Source organism: Paenibacillus sp. YSY-4.3 (assembly GCF_054767475.1).
Genome location: NZ_BAABMC010000008.1, coordinates 16099 through 30373, shown reverse-complemented (window position 1 = coordinate 30373; position 14275 = coordinate 16099). Strand labels below are relative to the sequence as shown.

The window sequence follows — 14275 nt, the reverse complement described above, 5'->3', positions numbered from 1 at the left end:
TCATGGGGGTTGAAGAACCGATTCATATACTGTTGGTAGACGACCGTCCTGAGAACTTAATGGCCTTGGAAGCCGTGCTGGGCAGTGAACAATATAAGCTCGTGCTGGCCACTTCGGGCCAAGAGGCACTCAAATATTTGCTCAAGGATAATTTCGCGGTGATCGTGCTTGATGTGCAGATGCCGGGAATGGACGGCATTGAAACGGCCAGGCTGATCAAGGCCCGCGATAAGACGAAGGATATTCCGATCATATTCATTTCGGCGAACAGCAAGGATGCGGACCATTTATTCGAGGGCTATTCGGCAGGTGCAATCGATTATATGGTCAAGCCGTTTATCCCGCAAATTTTAAAATCGAAAATCGATGGCTTTGTTGCCATGTACATCACGAACCAGCGCCATAAGACTCAGAGCATGCTGCTGCAGCAGAAGACCCAGGAACTGGAGCGGATTAACGATGAATTGGTGAAGGCCAAAGAGGCGGCGGAGATTGCCGTGAAGGCCAAGACGGAATTTCTGGCGATGATGAGTCATGAGATTCGTACCCCGATGAACGGAGTCATCGGCATGATCGATTTACTGCTGGAAACCGAGCTGCAGGATGAACAGAAGGAATATGCCGAGATTATCCGCAACAGTGCGAATACCTTAGTGACGATCATTAATGATATTCTCGACTTTACCAAAATGGAATCTGGTAAAATGGAGCTGGAAGAAAGCCCGTTCGAGCTGCGGGCCGGAATCCAGGAGGTATTTAATCTGTTCTCGGTCGATGCCAGCCGTAAGGGCCTGGAGCTCGTGTATTTTATGGATGACGGCATTCCACAGGTTCTTTACGGGGATATGGGACGATTGCGTCAGGTGCTGATCAATTTGATAGCCAATGCCATTAAGTTTACCGATCAGGGCGGGATTTATTTGGTCGTGTCTTCAACTCAGGACAAAGGCGATCAGGATAAGCTCGTTCTGGAATTCACCGTGAAAGATACCGGCATCGGTATTGCTCCCGATAAGGTCGGCAAGCTCTTCAAGCCGTTCTCGCAATTGGATTCGTCCATGACGAGAAAATACGGCGGAACTGGCCTCGGACTCGCCATCTGCCAGACGCTGGTGCAGATGATGGGCGGCGAAATCCGGGTAGAGCCCCAGGAGGATAAGGGGGCTGCCTTTACCTTCTCGGTGCAGGTACGCAAATGTGTGGACGAGGATGAGGAACCGAATTCTTGCGCTTGTGCTCCTGCGGAAGGCAAAATCCCGTATCCAGAACGGATGCTTGTTGTTGATGATCATCCGATCAATCAGCGCCTGATGGTCAGCATGCTGAGCAAGCTGGGTTATGAAGCCAGCGTAGCTGAAGACGGGGCCGAGGCTGTCCGAATGACACTGGAAGGTGATGGCTATCCCATGATTTTTATGGATTTGCAGATGCCCGTCATGGACGGGCTAGAAGCTACAAAGCGGATTCGCAAAGGTCATTCCCCGGGCAGGCAGCAGCCCGTCATCATAGCTATGACGGCAAATGTGATGGAAGGCGTGAAGAGCAAGTGCCTGAGGGCGGGAATGAACGATTATATTAGCAAGCCGGTAAAACTCAGCTCTGTGAGAAAGATGATCGCCAAGTACAGTAGAGGAGCGATTCAGGAGCCGATGAAGCATCTCCAGGGAACGTATCGGGAAAGCCTGGTTGATTCATAACTAGTCCTTTCGGGTTATGAATAGAGAAAACATTTTTTTCAGGAGAGAGTGGTCTATGAATACAAATAAAAATGATAAGTTTTCAGCTACGTCGCAACTGGAGAATGGCACTTGCACGGTGTACTTACGGGGAGAGCTGGATTTATCCGTAGCTCCTGACTTTCGTCAGGTGATGGAGCCGCTCGTCGGGGATGGAGAACTGCACCTGATTATCAACATGAAAGACTTGAAATATATCGATAGTACGGGTATCGGAATTCTGTTGTCTATCCTAAAAGCAAGACATGGCATGAAGGCGGAGTTCCTGGTAGAGGAAGTGCCTGATCAAATCCAGAAGCTCTTCGACATGACTGGGATTGCCAAGTTTTTTTCCGCACAAGAGAATTCCCAATAGGAAAGGATCGAAGTAGGAATGAAAGACGAAGTTCAGAGAGTAGTTATCAGTTTGCCGGCGACTGCGGATTATGTGGATATCGTAAGATTGAATCTATATGGCGTAGCCTCTAAGATCGGATTTTCCTATGAAGAAATCGAGGATATGAAGGTTGCGGTGTCAGAGGCCTGTAATAACTCCGTTTTGTATGCGTATAAGCAAGAGCCAGGAATAATGGAAGTTACCTTTGAAGTGCACAAAGATGCATTATCGATTACGGTTAAAGACGAAGGGGAGAGCTTTGATTCTTGGGGCAAGACTGCAGATCGGGCATCGTTACACGACAAGGAATTGAGCGAAGCTCAAATTGGCGGACTGGGCTTCTATCTTATGGAGGCGCTTATGGATGATGTAAGCGTGGAAAGTGCGGCCGGCCAAGGAACCAAGGTTGTTCTTACTCGTCGGCTCGTTAAGAGCGAGGAGAAAGTATGAGCGATAAAATGACTCCCCCCGAGTCTTTGAATGAATCAACCAGCCTGATCTGGGAATATCAGCAAACGAAAGACAACGAGATTGCCACGCTTCTCATTCAGAAATACGAGCCGATGGTCAAGATGGCAGCTGGCAAAATCGCCCGCAACCGCCCTGATTTATATGAGGATTTATATCAGGTTGGACAAATGGCGCTGATTCGGCTGCTGCAGCAGTATGACATTGAACTGGGCATCCCGTTTGAACCTTACGCCATGAAAAGCATGATCGGGCACATGAAAAACTTTCTGCGGGACAAGTCCTGGTATATCCAGGTGCCGCGCCGAATCAAGGAGAAGGGCGCCCTTGTCCAGCAGGCGATTGATGAGCTGACAGTGAAATTGGAACGTTCCCCCGACGTGAAAGAAATCGCCGAATATTTGGATCTTTCGGTGGAGGAAACGGTCGAAGTACTCGCTGGGCGAGAATGCTACCACTATGTATCGCTGGACTCTCCTTTATCCCAGGATGAAAGCGCGGCTACGCTTGGCGAATTAATCAGCTCCGAAGCCAATGACTATGATACGGTGGAGAAGCGGATGGATTTGCAGCAAGCGCTTAGCCAGTTGAAGGAGCAGGAGCAGCAGGTGCTGCTGCTGGCCTTCCAGGAGGGGCAGTCCCAGCGTGCCATCGCCCAGCAGCTGGGTGTTTCGCAAATGAGCGTTTCCCGGATACAAAAAAGAGCGACCGAGAAGTTGAAGCAAATTATGTCAAACTCTAATTTATATTAGCGGTTTGAATGGGATAGGACACAGAGGCACGCTTTCTTCCGAAAGGAACGGCGTGCCTTTCTGATGAAGGGGGGATGAAGCTTGAATCACGCGAATCAAAGGCGGCACCTCATGATATCCGAGCAGGGATGGAAGTGGCAAGACCTTGAAATTAGCGGCTGGGATGATCCGCAGCTGAGTGAGCTTTGCCGGGATATTCCTGATACGGAGGAATGGCTGAAAATCATCCCATCCGTTGATAGGAACTATTTATCGGTGCGATTTCCCGACGGAAGTCGCCCGATCATATTCGGCTCCCTCGTCTACTCCGTAGAGGAGGAGATGCAGGAAATCGAAGATTGCGTGCACATTCATTTTTTTGTCAACGAAGAATGCTTCATTACGCTTAATCTGGATGCTCATACCCGGGAAAGAATGCATATGCAGGAGAAAATGCGGATGCTTCACGCCTGTAGGCTGCCGATCGAGGGCATGTTCGTATTGATGCGGACGATATTGCATTATATTCATATCGGCATGGACCGGTTTGAGCAAAATCTCCGTGAGCTCGAAGAGGTTATGAAGAAGCATAACAAGAAGCATTTAATGGACCGGATCTTGAATTCCCGGTTTGAGCTGTTATATTGGTCAAATCTGTTCATTCCGTTTCAAGAAATCGTGACGGCCGCCCGGGAGGCATACTCGACGGGTGAACTGGAGAACAGTCAATATTTCAAGAGGCTAGTATACCGCACGGAGCGGATGCACGTCTTGGTCAGGCATTACGAGAAGGAAATCGACACTCTGATTTCGATCGATGAGGCGGTTTCCGCTTTTCGAGGGAATGATATTATGAAGACGCTGACCATTATGACGGCCATTTTTACGCCGGCTACCGTGATCGGGGCTATTTGGGGCATGAACTTCGATTTTCTGCCCTGGGTCAAGACGGGGATTGCCGGGTTTTTGATCATTAGTGCGATCACCATTTTTAGTACCCTCGCCTTTTATCTGTGGATGAACATGAAGGGGTGGACGGGGGATCTGCTGCAGGTGGATAAAGAGGACTCACATTTGTAAATAAAACAAAACGGAGAAAGAACCTGACGCGGAAGGCAGCAGGTTCTTTTGTTCGTTTGTGGTTTGTTTATCGTTCTGAGCGGTTTGCCCAGGCTATTGTTCTGGATCGGGCCTAAGTCCCCGCGCTTTATCCTCGCTATTGGTTGACATTTCCTCCATATCTTCGCCGAGCTGTTTCAAATCCTCCATATCGTTGACCATGGAGCCGTTATCGGCCTCTTGGATGTTTTTATGCTCTGGATACTCGCCTTCACGCGCTTCCCTGATCTGTTTGTTCACGTAGTTTTCTTGCTCCTGCTCCGCATTGATTCGGGCCATCTTCATCATCTCCTCTTTCGTAATAGAGCCTGTAGAGCCTATAGGGCCTATTACACAGTGTGCCGCTATGGCTTGGATTTAATGTAATCCTGCAGCTCTTTGATGTAATCGCCGACCATGGGCATGTCTACGAACAGAGTCAGAATCCAGCCCAGCAGGCCAAGGACGACAAAGGTGCCGACGCTAAGGCCGAGGCCGCGCGACAGGCCGGCCATGAAATTGGTAAGTACGCGTTTTTTGGGGCTCGTATAGTTCTCGAGAATATCTTTGAACTCCGCCTTTTCCAGCAGATCGGCAATATAGTCCAGCCTGCCGTTCAAGCGCTTGACTTCGTGCCGCAGTTCAAAGGGATGCTCCTGAGGATCGAAAGGTTGAGTGCGCGCCATGACGTTCCCTCCTAAAATGTGGCATGGATTGTTGTTTATGGGGTGAAATATAAGTAGCCAGCTCTGGAGAGCTGGCTACTTCAGGGGACAGCCCCGTCATGAACGCTGCGCTTCATGGATCACTTCGTCGGAGGCTTGCTTTACATCCTCGGCTACATCGGCGGATGCTTCTTTGGCACTGTTAAAAATCGTTCCCGCGCTTTCTCCGACCGTCTTGGCGAGATCCGTCGTTTTTTCGGTCACATTTTTTGCGAGGTCGGTTGCCTTCTCGCCTACGACAGCGGCGACTTCCTTCGATTTATCCGTGGCTGCGCTGAGCTTCTCGGTCAGATCGCTGCGCAGCTCGCGTCCCGGCTTGGGTGCGTATAGAAGAGCGGCGGCCGCTCCAAGCAATGCGCCGATCATAAGGCCTTTAGTAAACGTGGAACCGCTTTGTACTTGGCAGTCCATTTCTTCTTTATTCATATTTCATCGCTCCTTATATTTCAGTTTATCGTGATTGACAGAAGTCGTTCAGCTTACTTCCTATATAAACGTCAGAAGAAGGAGTGAAACAAGAAATCCCCCCCGCAGGCCGGCGGAATCCTTGCAAATCACACGATTTGGCACCAGCGAAGCCGCTGTACTATACTGTAATGGCACGGGTTCATGAAAGGGGAGAATAAGAGCGATGGACAGCTTGAGAGATACATTATTGATTCAGGAATATCGCGGAGGCATTCTGGAATGCAGTCATCGCGGGAATATATGCGTGGTGGACGAAGAAGGCCGAGTGCTGAAGCATGCCGGCGATCCGCATATCAGGGTATTTACCCGATCCGCCGCGAAACCTTTTCAGGCCATTCCGGCCATTCGGGCCGGCATTAAGGACGCTTATCATTTAACCGATGCCGAAGTGGCGGTGATGACCGCCTCTCATCGCGCAGAGGATGTTCATATCGATGCGCTGGAATCCCTGCTCTCCAAGATCGGAGTCGAAGAAGAGGGCCTGGTATGTGCCCCCAGCCTGCCGCTGGACGGCAAATCCAAGGAAGCACTTCTCCGGTCCGGGGGGCAGCGGCGCAGATTATACCATAATTGTTCGGGAAAACATTTGGGTGTGCTTGCTTATTGCAAAATGAAGGGTTTTGACTTGGCGAGCTATCATGAGCCGGACCATCCTGTTCAGCAGGAAATTGTCGATACACTGGCCCAACTTGCCGATATTTCGGCGGAAGACATCGGCCGGGGTACAGATGGCTGCGGCTTTCCGGTATTCGCTTTGCCCTTGTCGGCATTAGCTGCAGCTTATATGAAATTAGCTTGTCCCGATCGGATTCGAGACAACAGCACGGCAGAAGCCGTACGGCAAATTACCCGTGCGATGAATGCCCGCCCGGAGCTTGTCGGAGGCAGCGGACGTATCGACTCTGCCTTGCTGGAAGATGACAATATCATCGCCAAAGGCGGTTTCAAAGGCGTTTATGGGTTCAGCCTCAAACGGGAACGTCTTGGCATCTCCTTTAAAGTATCCGACGGTTCCGAGGAAGAGTGGGGCAGGATTGTCCTTGAAATTTTGAAACAGCTCGATTATAGCAACAAAGAGCTGATACTTAAGCTGGAGGAACAATTTCCAGACCGCATTTTAAATGACGAGGGGAATGAAATCGGCTACACAAAAGCGGTGTTCGCATTGGGGAATTAGCGGTCCGCGTTGAACTCTGGCCTCCTTCGGGACGTACTTTGATTAGCATTTTTGCGTTAAGGGTAAGAAATATTCAAACCATCCTTAACAGCAATGAATCCAAGTATAGATCTTGATAGAGAGCGAGGAGGATAACCATGATCAAAGTGGTCACCGCAGAGGAACGGCATACTTCGGACAAAGGAGCCATTCATAGCGAATTCAGCTTCTCCTTTGCCGATTATGATGATCCGAGTAATGCTCATTTCGGCTGTTTGCTTGCTTTAAACGACAACATCGTTCAGCCTGGTCAAGGGTTGGCTCCCCATCCGCATCATGACCTGGAAATCGTCACCTACGTTGTGTCAGGCACGCTGCGGCATGAGGATGATCTTGGCAATACGCAGGACCTGACGGCGGGGAGCGTGCAGGTCATGAGCGCCGGAGCTGGCATCCGCCACTCCGAGAGCAATCCATCGCCTACAGAGCCTGTGCGCTTCATTCAGATGTGGTTCCTGCCTGCGAAGAGGAATTTGAAGCCGGCCTGGGCTAGCCGGTGGTTTCCGTGGCAGGAGCGGGAGGGGCTGCTGAACCCCGTTATTGAGCCCGAGGAGGGCGGCGGCAGCCTGCGTATCAATCAGGATGTCCGGCTGTTCATTCCGAGGCTGCAGACAGGCGAGGAGCTGGCAATTCCATTTAGCAGGGAACGCCGGACGCATGTATTCATACTCTCTGGCCATATTGATTTGCACTGCGGCAAGCAAAAGTTTTCGCTTCGCCCAGGCGATGCAGCCCGAGTACGAAATGCGGAGGAACTGACCGTTTGCAGCACCGGCAGTGACGAGGCCGCCGAGTTCATATTGATCGATTTGCCTTAATTTAAGAACAACGACTAACGGCGTACTTGCCAAGAAGATAGAAGAGTCCGATACCTGCATGGCGCGATGCGCTAAAGCGGGTGTCGGACTCTTCTTTTCAAGTATTAATTGCCTCTAAGCTGCCCGAGTTCCTTAGCGAGGGCCTCTACCTCCGAGATGCTCAGCCGTTCTTTGCTCATCACGATTTCATATACTTCCAGAATGTCGTCGTAGCGATCGACATGGAAGGCCGATGCCAACATGGCTGCTCCCGTCGCCATTCTTAATTTCGTTTTAATTGCTTCGATCATATATTCCACGTTCTCCTGGGTTCTCTGCGTCAAATCTGCCATGATCGCTCATCCTCTCTATAAAGTGCTCGTTCTGACCTCATTGTATTGTATCACGACCGTCCGTCCGGTTCTATGTTTTGCGGTGAAAGGCTGGTTAGGGTACAATCTAAATACGTTTGTACTGGGGGGATGAAGATGAAGTTGAAGGGCCAGGGGCTTCTTAGCGACTCTGCCTTTAGCCAAAAGAAACTGACAGGCAATGAATTGCCGCAATTCATGCATAGCATTCGCCAGAAGCATCCGTTGGATCACGTTACTTTTCTGTGCATCGGGACGGATCGCTCCACTGGAGACGCGCTTGGCCCCCTTGTCGGCACCCGGCTGGAGGAGCTGGGTTTTCCTTCGGTCGTCGGTTCGCTGCGGCATCCCTGCGATGCCGATAATTTGGTGCACCGGATGAATGCGATTCCTAAGGATCATGTCATTATCGCGATTGATGCCTGTTTGGGCGTTCCCGCTTCAGTCGGCAGTTTTATCGTATCGGGAAAACCGCTTCTTCCGGCCCAATCGGTAGGCGGCGGATTGCCGGAGGCCGGCCACTACAGCATTGCCGCCGTTGTGAACGTAAACGGCCCGAAGCCGTATTGGACGCTGGGGATGACTTCGTTGTACAAGGTCATGCAGATGGCGGACGAAATCGTCCGGGCGGCGGCTTACGGATTTGGTTACGGAGGCGAATAAACGGGTGCATGTTCGATATTACTGGCAAGAGGCGTTTCAGACGGGCGATATTGGCTTAATTATATATATTCAATACATAGACAAGAAAGAAGGATGAACGATGGAAAAGCTAACGATAAGCGGGACAACGATCTCATACGAGGATCAGGGTGAAGGAAACGTTCTCGTGCTATTGCACGGCTTTTGCGGCAGCTCGGGTTATTGGGAGCAGGTGATGCCGCTGCTATCCAAGCAAATTCGCGTCATCGCTCCCGATTTGCGGGGACATGGTTTGTCTGATGCGCCGCTCGGCGCTTATACGATAGAGCAGATGGCTGATGATGTAGCGGGCCTGCTGGAGGAGCTGGCGGTCGATCGATATACGCTGCTGGGCCACTCGCTGGGCGGATACGTCACACTGTCGCTGGCGCAGCGTTATGCGGGCCGCTTGAACGGCTTCGGTTTGGTCCACTCGACAGCTTATCCGGACAGCGAGGAAGCCAAGGAGAAGAGGCTTCAGGCAGTGTCAGTGATCGGCACAGAAGGAATTACGCCGTTCGTGGACGGCCTGGTACCTGGCCTATTCGCTCCTGCAAATGCAGCTTCGCACGAAGCGGCTCTGGATCGCGTTAAAGAAATTGGCTACAAGACGCCTCCGCAGGGAGCCTCCGGCACTGCGCTGGCGATGCGTGAGCGGATCGACCGCCGCGATGTACTGTCCGCTACGACTCTGCCCATTCTGCTGGTCGCGGGAGAGGATGACAGGCTGATTCCGATTGACCGGACGTTCACGACCGATGGCAGCAATGTCACCAAGGCTGTCATTAAAGGGGCCGGACACATGAGCATGTACGAGGCTCCCGAGCAGCTGGCGGTCGTCATCAACGATTTCCTTCGCCATATCCACGAGGAAAAGGAATAGAGCTAACCTGGCTCTCGCCCCTCTTTCTTCACTGCAATAGACCGGACGTCTGCTGGCAGACTCCGGTCTATTTGCGTGAGCTGCGTTCGGGGCTCTGCTGGAAATAGCGCTTGAAATAATATAAAATATTATCCATTTAGAGCAGGAAAGGAGGCTTTTCGCATGTTCCGAAAAGATTATCTAGTTCAAGTCATCGAAGAGATTACTGAGGCGTTGGGTACGATTTTTGGCTTGAAGCAGCAGAAGAAGCATCCTGAAGCCCTTCAGGAACTCGATGAACTGTATAGAACCCAGTTTCGCCTAAGTTCTTTGCTGCTTGGAACGCTGTCCCCCAAGGATATTGCCGAATTATTCCGCAGCGGCGGAGTCATCGAGGCGGATCGGCTGCAAACTTTAGCCCGGCTGCTGCGGGAGGAAGGGGATCTGATCCTGGATAGCGGACAAACGAATGAAGGCAGGATGCGGCAGCGGAAAGCGCTCCATTTATTTCTTGAAGCCAGGCAGCACGGCGCGGATCCCTCATTGTGGCAGCTGGACGAGGAAATATTCAGTTTGATGGAGAAGCTAAAGGGCAATTCTCTCGATCCAGACACAGAGCGAATGGTGTTTGGGTTTGCAGAGGACAAGGGCAAGTTTGATCTGGCCGAAAATGCTTTGTATCGTCTAATCGATCAGCAGGAAATGGACGTGCATGAAGGGATTGCATTTTACGAACGCTTAGCCGGCGTTGCTCCGGATAAACTGGAGGAAGGCGGGCTGTCTGCAGCCGAAGTCCAGGAGGGGCTTGCCGAACTGCGCCATCGCTTGTAAAATGGCTTAGTTAGCGATAAGGAACAATTATTTGAGAAGCGAAAGAGAGTTGTCTACTATGGAGTCTTTGCGGAATCTTGTCCATCAACTGGCGGAAGAAGGCACTTTGATCTCCGCTACGCTCAGTCAGCTACGCAAGGCAGGAGACGCCGGCTATACCAAAGTGGTCGTCAAACCTGTGGAATTGAAAAAAAGTCTTCATTACCAACTGGCGTATCATTATGCCAAGAAGGTCACCCACGAGAATATTGAAGCTCCGCTATTCGAAGAGAAGATGATGGAGCTGTTCGAAAATACGTTCCGGCAGGGGCTGCTGTGTACGACCGAGACCGATTATCAAGTGCTGATCAGCAAGAAATACAAAGTATCGATCCTGAAGAAATCTCCTTCCAAGAAGCCCGGGGCTCTGACGCATAATCGGCAGAAGCAGTACATCTTGGAGGAGGGGACGCCGGTACCGTTTCTGGTTGAGCTGGGCATCATGAATCCGGACGGGAAAGTGTTCGCCAAGAAATATGATAAGTTCAGACAGATCAATCGTTTCCTGGAGATGGTGCAGGACGTCATTCCCCATCTTCCGGAAGACCGTCCGCTCACGATCGTCGATTTCGGCTGCGGCAAATCGTATTTGACTTTCGCGCTGTATCACTATTTGTCCGTACAGCAGCGACGGGAGCTGAATATTGTCGGGCTTGACTTGAAGGCGGATGTCATCGAGCATTGCGGGATGCTCGCGAAGAATTTGCAATACGATCAGCTTCGCTTCCTCGTAGGGGATATCGCGGATTATGACGAACTCAGCCAAGTGGATATGGTCGTTACTTTGCATGCGTGCGATACGGCGACGGATGCTGCGTTGGAGAAGGCGGTGCGCTGGGGGGCATCGGTTATTTTGTCGGTGCCTTGCTGCCAGCACGAGCTGTTCAATCAGATCAAGAGCCCCGTGCTTGAGCCGCTTCTGTCGCACGGTATCCTGAAGGAGCGTTTCTCGGCGCTGGCTACGGATGCCATTCGCGCCAAACTGCTCGATTTGCTTGGCTACAAGACGCAGCTGCTCGAGTTCATCGATATGGAGCATACGCCCAAGAACATTCTGATTCGGGCCGTTAAGTCATCCGGAGCCGATAAAGAACGGCTGTGGCAGGAATATGCCGCTTTTCGGGACTTTTTGCAAGCGGATCCTTATCTGGAGAGGGCCTGCCGGGACTTGCTGCCTACCAGTTGAGCTGCGGCCAGAATTAGCGTAAGCATGTCCGGCTTCCACCGTTTGAAGCTGGCTTTTAAGGTCAACACTTGAGGTGTTGGCCTTTTTGCATTGTGGCGCAAGCCGTACTGAGAAGGCTTGTTACTGGTGGAAAGGGGAGCGGCATGGACGCAAGAAGAGTGAAGAGAGTGGGCGGCGGAAATGACATGCCTGCGGTACTGGCGGCGTTCGCTTGCATCGCGGCAGGGAGCGTCGCATGTTTGAGCTGCGGGTTATATTTTGCAGATGCGCTGGCGGCGTTGGGGCTATTGGCATCGGGAACCGCGGTGACGGCCATCATAGCAGCGGGACGAGCGGTGAGGGGGCGGCGGACAGACGAGAGCTTGGGGCTGCTGATCGGCAGCAGCAGAGCGGATCGGTCCGGCCTGCTTCCAACTGCCCGTCTTCCCCTTGATCTGCGGCAAGCTGTTCTTATTGCCGCTGCTCCGTTCATGATCGCTTTGCTCTATGCCGCTCATCTGGCCGCTGGTCCATTGTCCGTACAGGGTACAGGGGAAGCTGTGCTCGGGTGGAGTTTTTACGGCTGCTTCGGATTGTCTGCTTATTATGCCGCGGGCAGCGCAAGGGGCAGGCAGGTGCTTCAGGCAGGCTGGAGCCTGATCGGACTGGTGCTCGGCGTGACGGGACTGGCATCGGTATACGGATTGTTGCCGTATCCGGATGCCATTCTTCGTACGGATCAGGCGGATGTTGCGGCAGGCGGCGCACGGTTAGGAGGGATGCTGCAGTACCCGAACGCCTTCGGGGCGGTGATGGGAGCCTTTTTCCTGGAGCGCTTGATGCTCCTGGCCCGGCTGAGGGCAGCAGACTTTACCCTCAGGTACCGATGCAGAGGGTATATTGTTTCAGGCAGCGCATTTATTTATGTTTTATGCCTGCTGCTGACGGAGTCACGGGGAGCTTACCTGGCGGCCGCAGCTGCGGGAGTCGTTGGGCTGTGCCAACTGCAGGCCACGGACCGCCTCCGCTTTGCGTTGCAAAGCGGGGTGCTGCTGCTCTGCGGTTCGCTTGCCGCAGGGCAACTGGCTGCTTCCGCGCTTGCGCCACCGCTGCTTCCAGGGCTGGTTCTGCTCACGGGGACGGCCGGTGCGGCCATGGCTGCAGCGAAGCTTTTGGCCGGGGTAGGGCTTCTGGATTATCGGTATGGCCAGGAGGGTACCGGGAAACATGGACAACAGCATGGCCGGAAGCATGGACGCGGATATCGAAATGGCTTCCGTTTACTGCCGGCAGGCGGCATTCTGCTCGCGGCTGCTCTCCTTGGCGCAGCGCTGAGCCCGGGGGTGCTTGAGCGGACAGGCCCGCTGGCGACAGTATCCGCCCGCATCCTCATGTATCGCGATGGATGGAGCCTATTCCTTGGCTCGCCGTGGATCGGACGAGGGGGAAAGACTTGGGAAGCGCTGTTCCGGAGCGTTCAGAGCTCTCCTTACGTCGGGGAAGACGTGCACAACGGCTATTTGAACATGGCGTTGGATACGGGGCTGATTGGGCTGGCTATCGTGCTGCTCTGGCTTGCGGCGATCGGTGCCGGCTTGGCCCGCTCGCACAGCAGGATGCTTCCGCCTTTCCTGGCGGTGCTCCTGCATAGCGCGGCCGATTTCGATATGAGCTATGGCCTAACGTGGCTGCTCATCATTTGGATGGCTGCTGCTGGCATCACCCGCCCGCAGCGCTTACCCGCGCGGCCCGCTTGTGCGACGGTGGGGCGTCTGCTGTCCCGCGGCTCTCTTGCAGCCCTGGCCGTGCTGCTTCTGCTCGTGAGTGCGACGGGGATGCGGCAGGCAGTCAGCCTGGCCTGGGAACGGCAGGCGCTGGCTGCGGCCGCCTCGGGGAACATCGGACAGACTGCGGTCCTTTTGGAACGGGCGCTTGCGCTTTATCCTGCCCGAACTTCGGCCCGGCTGCATCTCGCCAGCTTGTCCGACTCTGCGGCGCAGGCTGAGGTGCTGCGGCAAGGGCTCGCGTATGACCGGGGCGATCCCGAGCTCTGGGCCGCCTTGGGGCAGGCGCTGTCTAGCTCTCGGCCGAAGGAGGCCGTTGCCGCCTGGGAGCAGGCTGTGCAGCTCGATCCTTACAGCCGGAAGAGGCAGACCGAGGCTTTAAGCAGCCTTGCTTCCCTCGCCGGAAGGCTGCGAGAGCATCGCCCGCAGGAAGCTGACTTTGCCGCCGCAGTAGGATATAAGCTGTATGTTCGTTACGAAGATCTCGCCAGCCGGCTGGCGAGTGCAGCAAACTTACGCAATGATCGGCGCTTTACCGTGACGGCGGAGGCGAAAGACCGCGGGCGTGAGCTGGGAGAGTACGTGCTCCGCTACTCTCCCGTTCATCGCTAGCCGCCGAAGGCAGCCCGGAACGCTTTGCATAGCGTTTCCGTGTCCAGGCTCCACAGCTCGGCGAGCTCTGGGCCGACCTCCTCGTCCCACCAGTCCGCCAGCAGCTTGCGGTTGCTGCTGTGTTCGCCGATCCAGAGGAGGTTGGCAATGACCTTTTTATAGTACAGCGTTTCTCCTTCCTGGAGCAGATCCTCGGGGATGTATACACCGAGCCGCTTGATCGTTCGATAGAGCTCCTTGCTGCATCCACGGCGGATTTTGCGCGGCGTTGGAAGGGCGGATTGGTGTTTGCCTTGCAGCTTGTTCAGAATGATC

At 53.3% G+C, this 14275-nt stretch carries 17 protein-coding genes; 12 read left to right on the top strand and 5 right to left on the bottom strand.

The window, feature by feature from the left end:
• The first annotated feature begins 2 nt into the window (after positions 1–2).
• From ACYUJT_RS20920 to ACYUJT_RS20900, 5 genes are all read left to right on the top strand, one after another.
• Positions 3–1697: a response regulator gene (locus ACYUJT_RS20920; protein ID WP_460325904.1), complete on the top strand. Its 1695-nt coding sequence runs from the start codon at positions 3–5 to the stop codon at positions 1695–1697.
• 55 nt (positions 1698–1752) lie between these two features.
• Positions 1753–2091, top strand: coding sequence for an STAS domain-containing protein (locus ACYUJT_RS20915; RefSeq protein WP_460325902.1), 339 nt, complete (start codon positions 1753–1755; stop codon positions 2089–2091).
• 18 nt (positions 2092–2109) lie between these two features.
• Positions 2110–2562: an anti-sigma B factor RsbW gene (gene rsbW, locus ACYUJT_RS20910; RefSeq protein ID WP_460325900.1), complete on the top strand. Its 453-nt coding sequence runs from the start codon at positions 2110–2112 to the stop codon at positions 2560–2562.
• A complete protein-coding gene (locus tag ACYUJT_RS20905; RefSeq protein WP_460325898.1) occupies positions 2559–3332 on the top strand; it encodes a sigma-70 family RNA polymerase sigma factor in 774 nt (257 codons plus the stop codon). Before rsbW ends, ACYUJT_RS20905 begins: the two co-directional genes overlap by 4 nt.
• Before the next feature lie 111 nt (positions 3333–3443).
• On the top strand, positions 3444–4391 hold the full coding sequence (locus ACYUJT_RS20900) for a magnesium transporter CorA family protein (RefSeq protein WP_460326208.1): 948 nt from the start codon (positions 3444–3446) through the stop codon (positions 4389–4391).
• Positions 4392–4484: 93 nt separating this feature from the next.
• On the opposite strand, the gene ACYUJT_RS20895 is transcribed toward ACYUJT_RS20900, so the two are convergent.
• The 3 genes from ACYUJT_RS20895 to ACYUJT_RS20885 form a co-directional block, all read right to left on the bottom strand.
• Complete coding sequence (locus ACYUJT_RS20895) at positions 4485–4709, bottom strand: hypothetical protein (RefSeq protein ID WP_460325896.1); 225 nt, start codon at positions 4707–4709, stop codon at positions 4485–4487.
• Positions 4710–4774: 65 nt separating this feature from the next.
• Positions 4775–5095, bottom strand: coding sequence for a DUF5665 domain-containing protein (locus ACYUJT_RS20890; RefSeq protein ID WP_460325894.1), 321 nt, complete (start codon positions 5093–5095; stop codon positions 4775–4777).
• Between the two features lie 96 nt (positions 5096–5191).
• Positions 5192–5560: a YtxH domain-containing protein gene (locus ACYUJT_RS20885; RefSeq protein ID WP_460325892.1), complete on the bottom strand. Its 369-nt coding sequence runs from the start codon at positions 5558–5560 to the stop codon at positions 5192–5194.
• A gap of 205 nt (positions 5561–5765) precedes the next feature.
• Here ACYUJT_RS20885 and ACYUJT_RS20880 point away from each other — a divergent pair, with 205 nt between their 5' ends.
• Positions 5766–6779, top strand: a complete 1014-nt coding sequence (locus ACYUJT_RS20880) for an asparaginase (protein ID WP_460325890.1) — start codon at positions 5766–5768, stop codon at positions 6777–6779.
• A gap of 137 nt (positions 6780–6916) precedes the next feature.
• Entirely contained in the window at positions 6917–7636 is a 720-nt protein-coding gene (locus ACYUJT_RS20875) for a pirin family protein (protein ID WP_460325888.1), read from the top strand.
• 104 nt (positions 7637–7740) lie between these two features.
• Here ACYUJT_RS20875 and ACYUJT_RS20870 read toward each other — a convergent pair whose 3' ends face one another.
• Positions 7741–7968, bottom strand: a complete 228-nt coding sequence (locus ACYUJT_RS20870; RefSeq protein WP_460325886.1) for a DUF1128 domain-containing protein — start codon at positions 7966–7968, stop codon at positions 7741–7743.
• A 135-nt stretch (positions 7969–8103) separates the two neighbouring features.
• On the opposite strand from ACYUJT_RS20870, the gene yyaC reads away from it, so the two are divergent.
• The 5 genes from yyaC to ACYUJT_RS20845 all read left to right on the top strand — a co-directional run bounded on the left by yyaC (position 8104) and on the right by ACYUJT_RS20845 (position 13960).
• Positions 8104–8649, top strand: a complete 546-nt coding sequence (yyaC, locus tag ACYUJT_RS20865) for a spore protease YyaC (protein ID WP_460325884.1) — start codon at positions 8104–8106, stop codon at positions 8647–8649.
• Positions 8650–8749: 100 nt separating this feature from the next.
• Positions 8750–9550 carry an alpha/beta hydrolase gene (locus ACYUJT_RS20860; protein WP_460325882.1) on the top strand — a complete coding sequence of 267 codons (801 nt, stop codon included), beginning with the start codon at positions 8750–8752 and terminating at the stop codon, positions 9548–9550.
• Between the two features lie 162 nt (positions 9551–9712).
• Positions 9713–10360, top strand: a complete 648-nt coding sequence (locus ACYUJT_RS20855) for a DUF6483 family protein (RefSeq protein WP_460325880.1) — start codon at positions 9713–9715, stop codon at positions 10358–10360.
• Positions 10361–10418: 58 nt separating this feature from the next.
• On the top strand, positions 10419–11585 hold the full coding sequence (locus tag ACYUJT_RS20850; RefSeq protein WP_460326206.1) for a class I SAM-dependent methyltransferase: 1167 nt from the start codon (positions 10419–10421) through the stop codon (positions 11583–11585).
• Positions 11586–11728: 143 nt separating this feature from the next.
• The gene (locus ACYUJT_RS20845) at positions 11729–13960 is read left to right on the top strand and encodes an O-antigen ligase family protein (protein ID WP_460325878.1); all 2232 of its coding nucleotides are present in this window, start codon (positions 11729–11731) and stop codon (positions 13958–13960) included.
• Here ACYUJT_RS20845 and ACYUJT_RS20840 read toward each other — a convergent pair.
• Complete coding sequence (locus ACYUJT_RS20840; RefSeq protein ID WP_460326204.1) at positions 13957–14259, bottom strand: dehydrogenase; 303 nt, start codon at positions 14257–14259, stop codon at positions 13957–13959. The two genes, ACYUJT_RS20845 and ACYUJT_RS20840, sit on opposite strands and share 4 nt — an antisense overlap.
• Positions 14260–14275 lie beyond the last annotated feature (16 nt).

Bases quoted from the DNA above. Each gene is read 5' to 3' on its own strand.
- ACYUJT_RS20870 (WP_460325886.1), bottom strand. From the start codon at position 7,968: ATGGCAGATTTGACGCAGAGAACCCAGGAGAACGTGGAATATATGATC.
- yyaC (WP_460325884.1), top strand. From the start codon at position 8,104: ATGAAGTTGAAGGGCCAGGGGCTTCTTAGCGACTCTGCCTTTAGCCAA.
- ACYUJT_RS20915 (WP_460325902.1), top strand. From the start codon at position 1,753: ATGAATACAAATAAAAATGATAAGTTTTCAGCTACGTCGCAACTGGAG.
- ACYUJT_RS20920 (WP_460325904.1), top strand. From the start codon at position 3: ATGGGGGTTGAAGAACCGATTCATATACTGTTGGTAGACGACCGTCCT.
- ACYUJT_RS20905 (WP_460325898.1), top strand. From the start codon at position 2,559: ATGAGCGATAAAATGACTCCCCCCGAGTCTTTGAATGAATCAACCAGC.
- ACYUJT_RS20880 (WP_460325890.1), top strand. From the start codon at position 5,766: ATGGACAGCTTGAGAGATACATTATTGATTCAGGAATATCGCGGAGGC.
- ACYUJT_RS20855 (WP_460325880.1), top strand. From the start codon at position 9,713: ATGTTCCGAAAAGATTATCTAGTTCAAGTCATCGAAGAGATTACTGAG.
- ACYUJT_RS20895 (WP_460325896.1), bottom strand. From the start codon at position 4,709: ATGGCCCGAATCAATGCGGAGCAGGAGCAAGAAAACTACGTGAACAAA.
- ACYUJT_RS20850 (WP_460326206.1), top strand. From the start codon at position 10,419: ATGGAGTCTTTGCGGAATCTTGTCCATCAACTGGCGGAAGAAGGCACT.
- ACYUJT_RS20900 (WP_460326208.1), top strand. From the start codon at position 3,444: ATGATATCCGAGCAGGGATGGAAGTGGCAAGACCTTGAAATTAGCGGC.
- ACYUJT_RS20885 (WP_460325892.1), bottom strand. From the start codon at position 5,560: ATGAATAAAGAAGAAATGGACTGCCAAGTACAAAGCGGTTCCACGTTT.
- ACYUJT_RS20875 (WP_460325888.1), top strand. From the start codon at position 6,917: ATGATCAAAGTGGTCACCGCAGAGGAACGGCATACTTCGGACAAAGGA.
- ACYUJT_RS20890 (WP_460325894.1), bottom strand. From the start codon at position 5,095: ATGGCGCGCACTCAACCTTTCGATCCTCAGGAGCATCCCTTTGAACTG.
- ACYUJT_RS20860 (WP_460325882.1), top strand. From the start codon at position 8,750: ATGGAAAAGCTAACGATAAGCGGGACAACGATCTCATACGAGGATCAG.
- ACYUJT_RS20845 (WP_460325878.1), top strand. From the start codon at position 11,729: ATGGACGCAAGAAGAGTGAAGAGAGTGGGCGGCGGAAATGACATGCCT.
- rsbW (WP_460325900.1), top strand. From the start codon at position 2,110: ATGAAAGACGAAGTTCAGAGAGTAGTTATCAGTTTGCCGGCGACTGCG.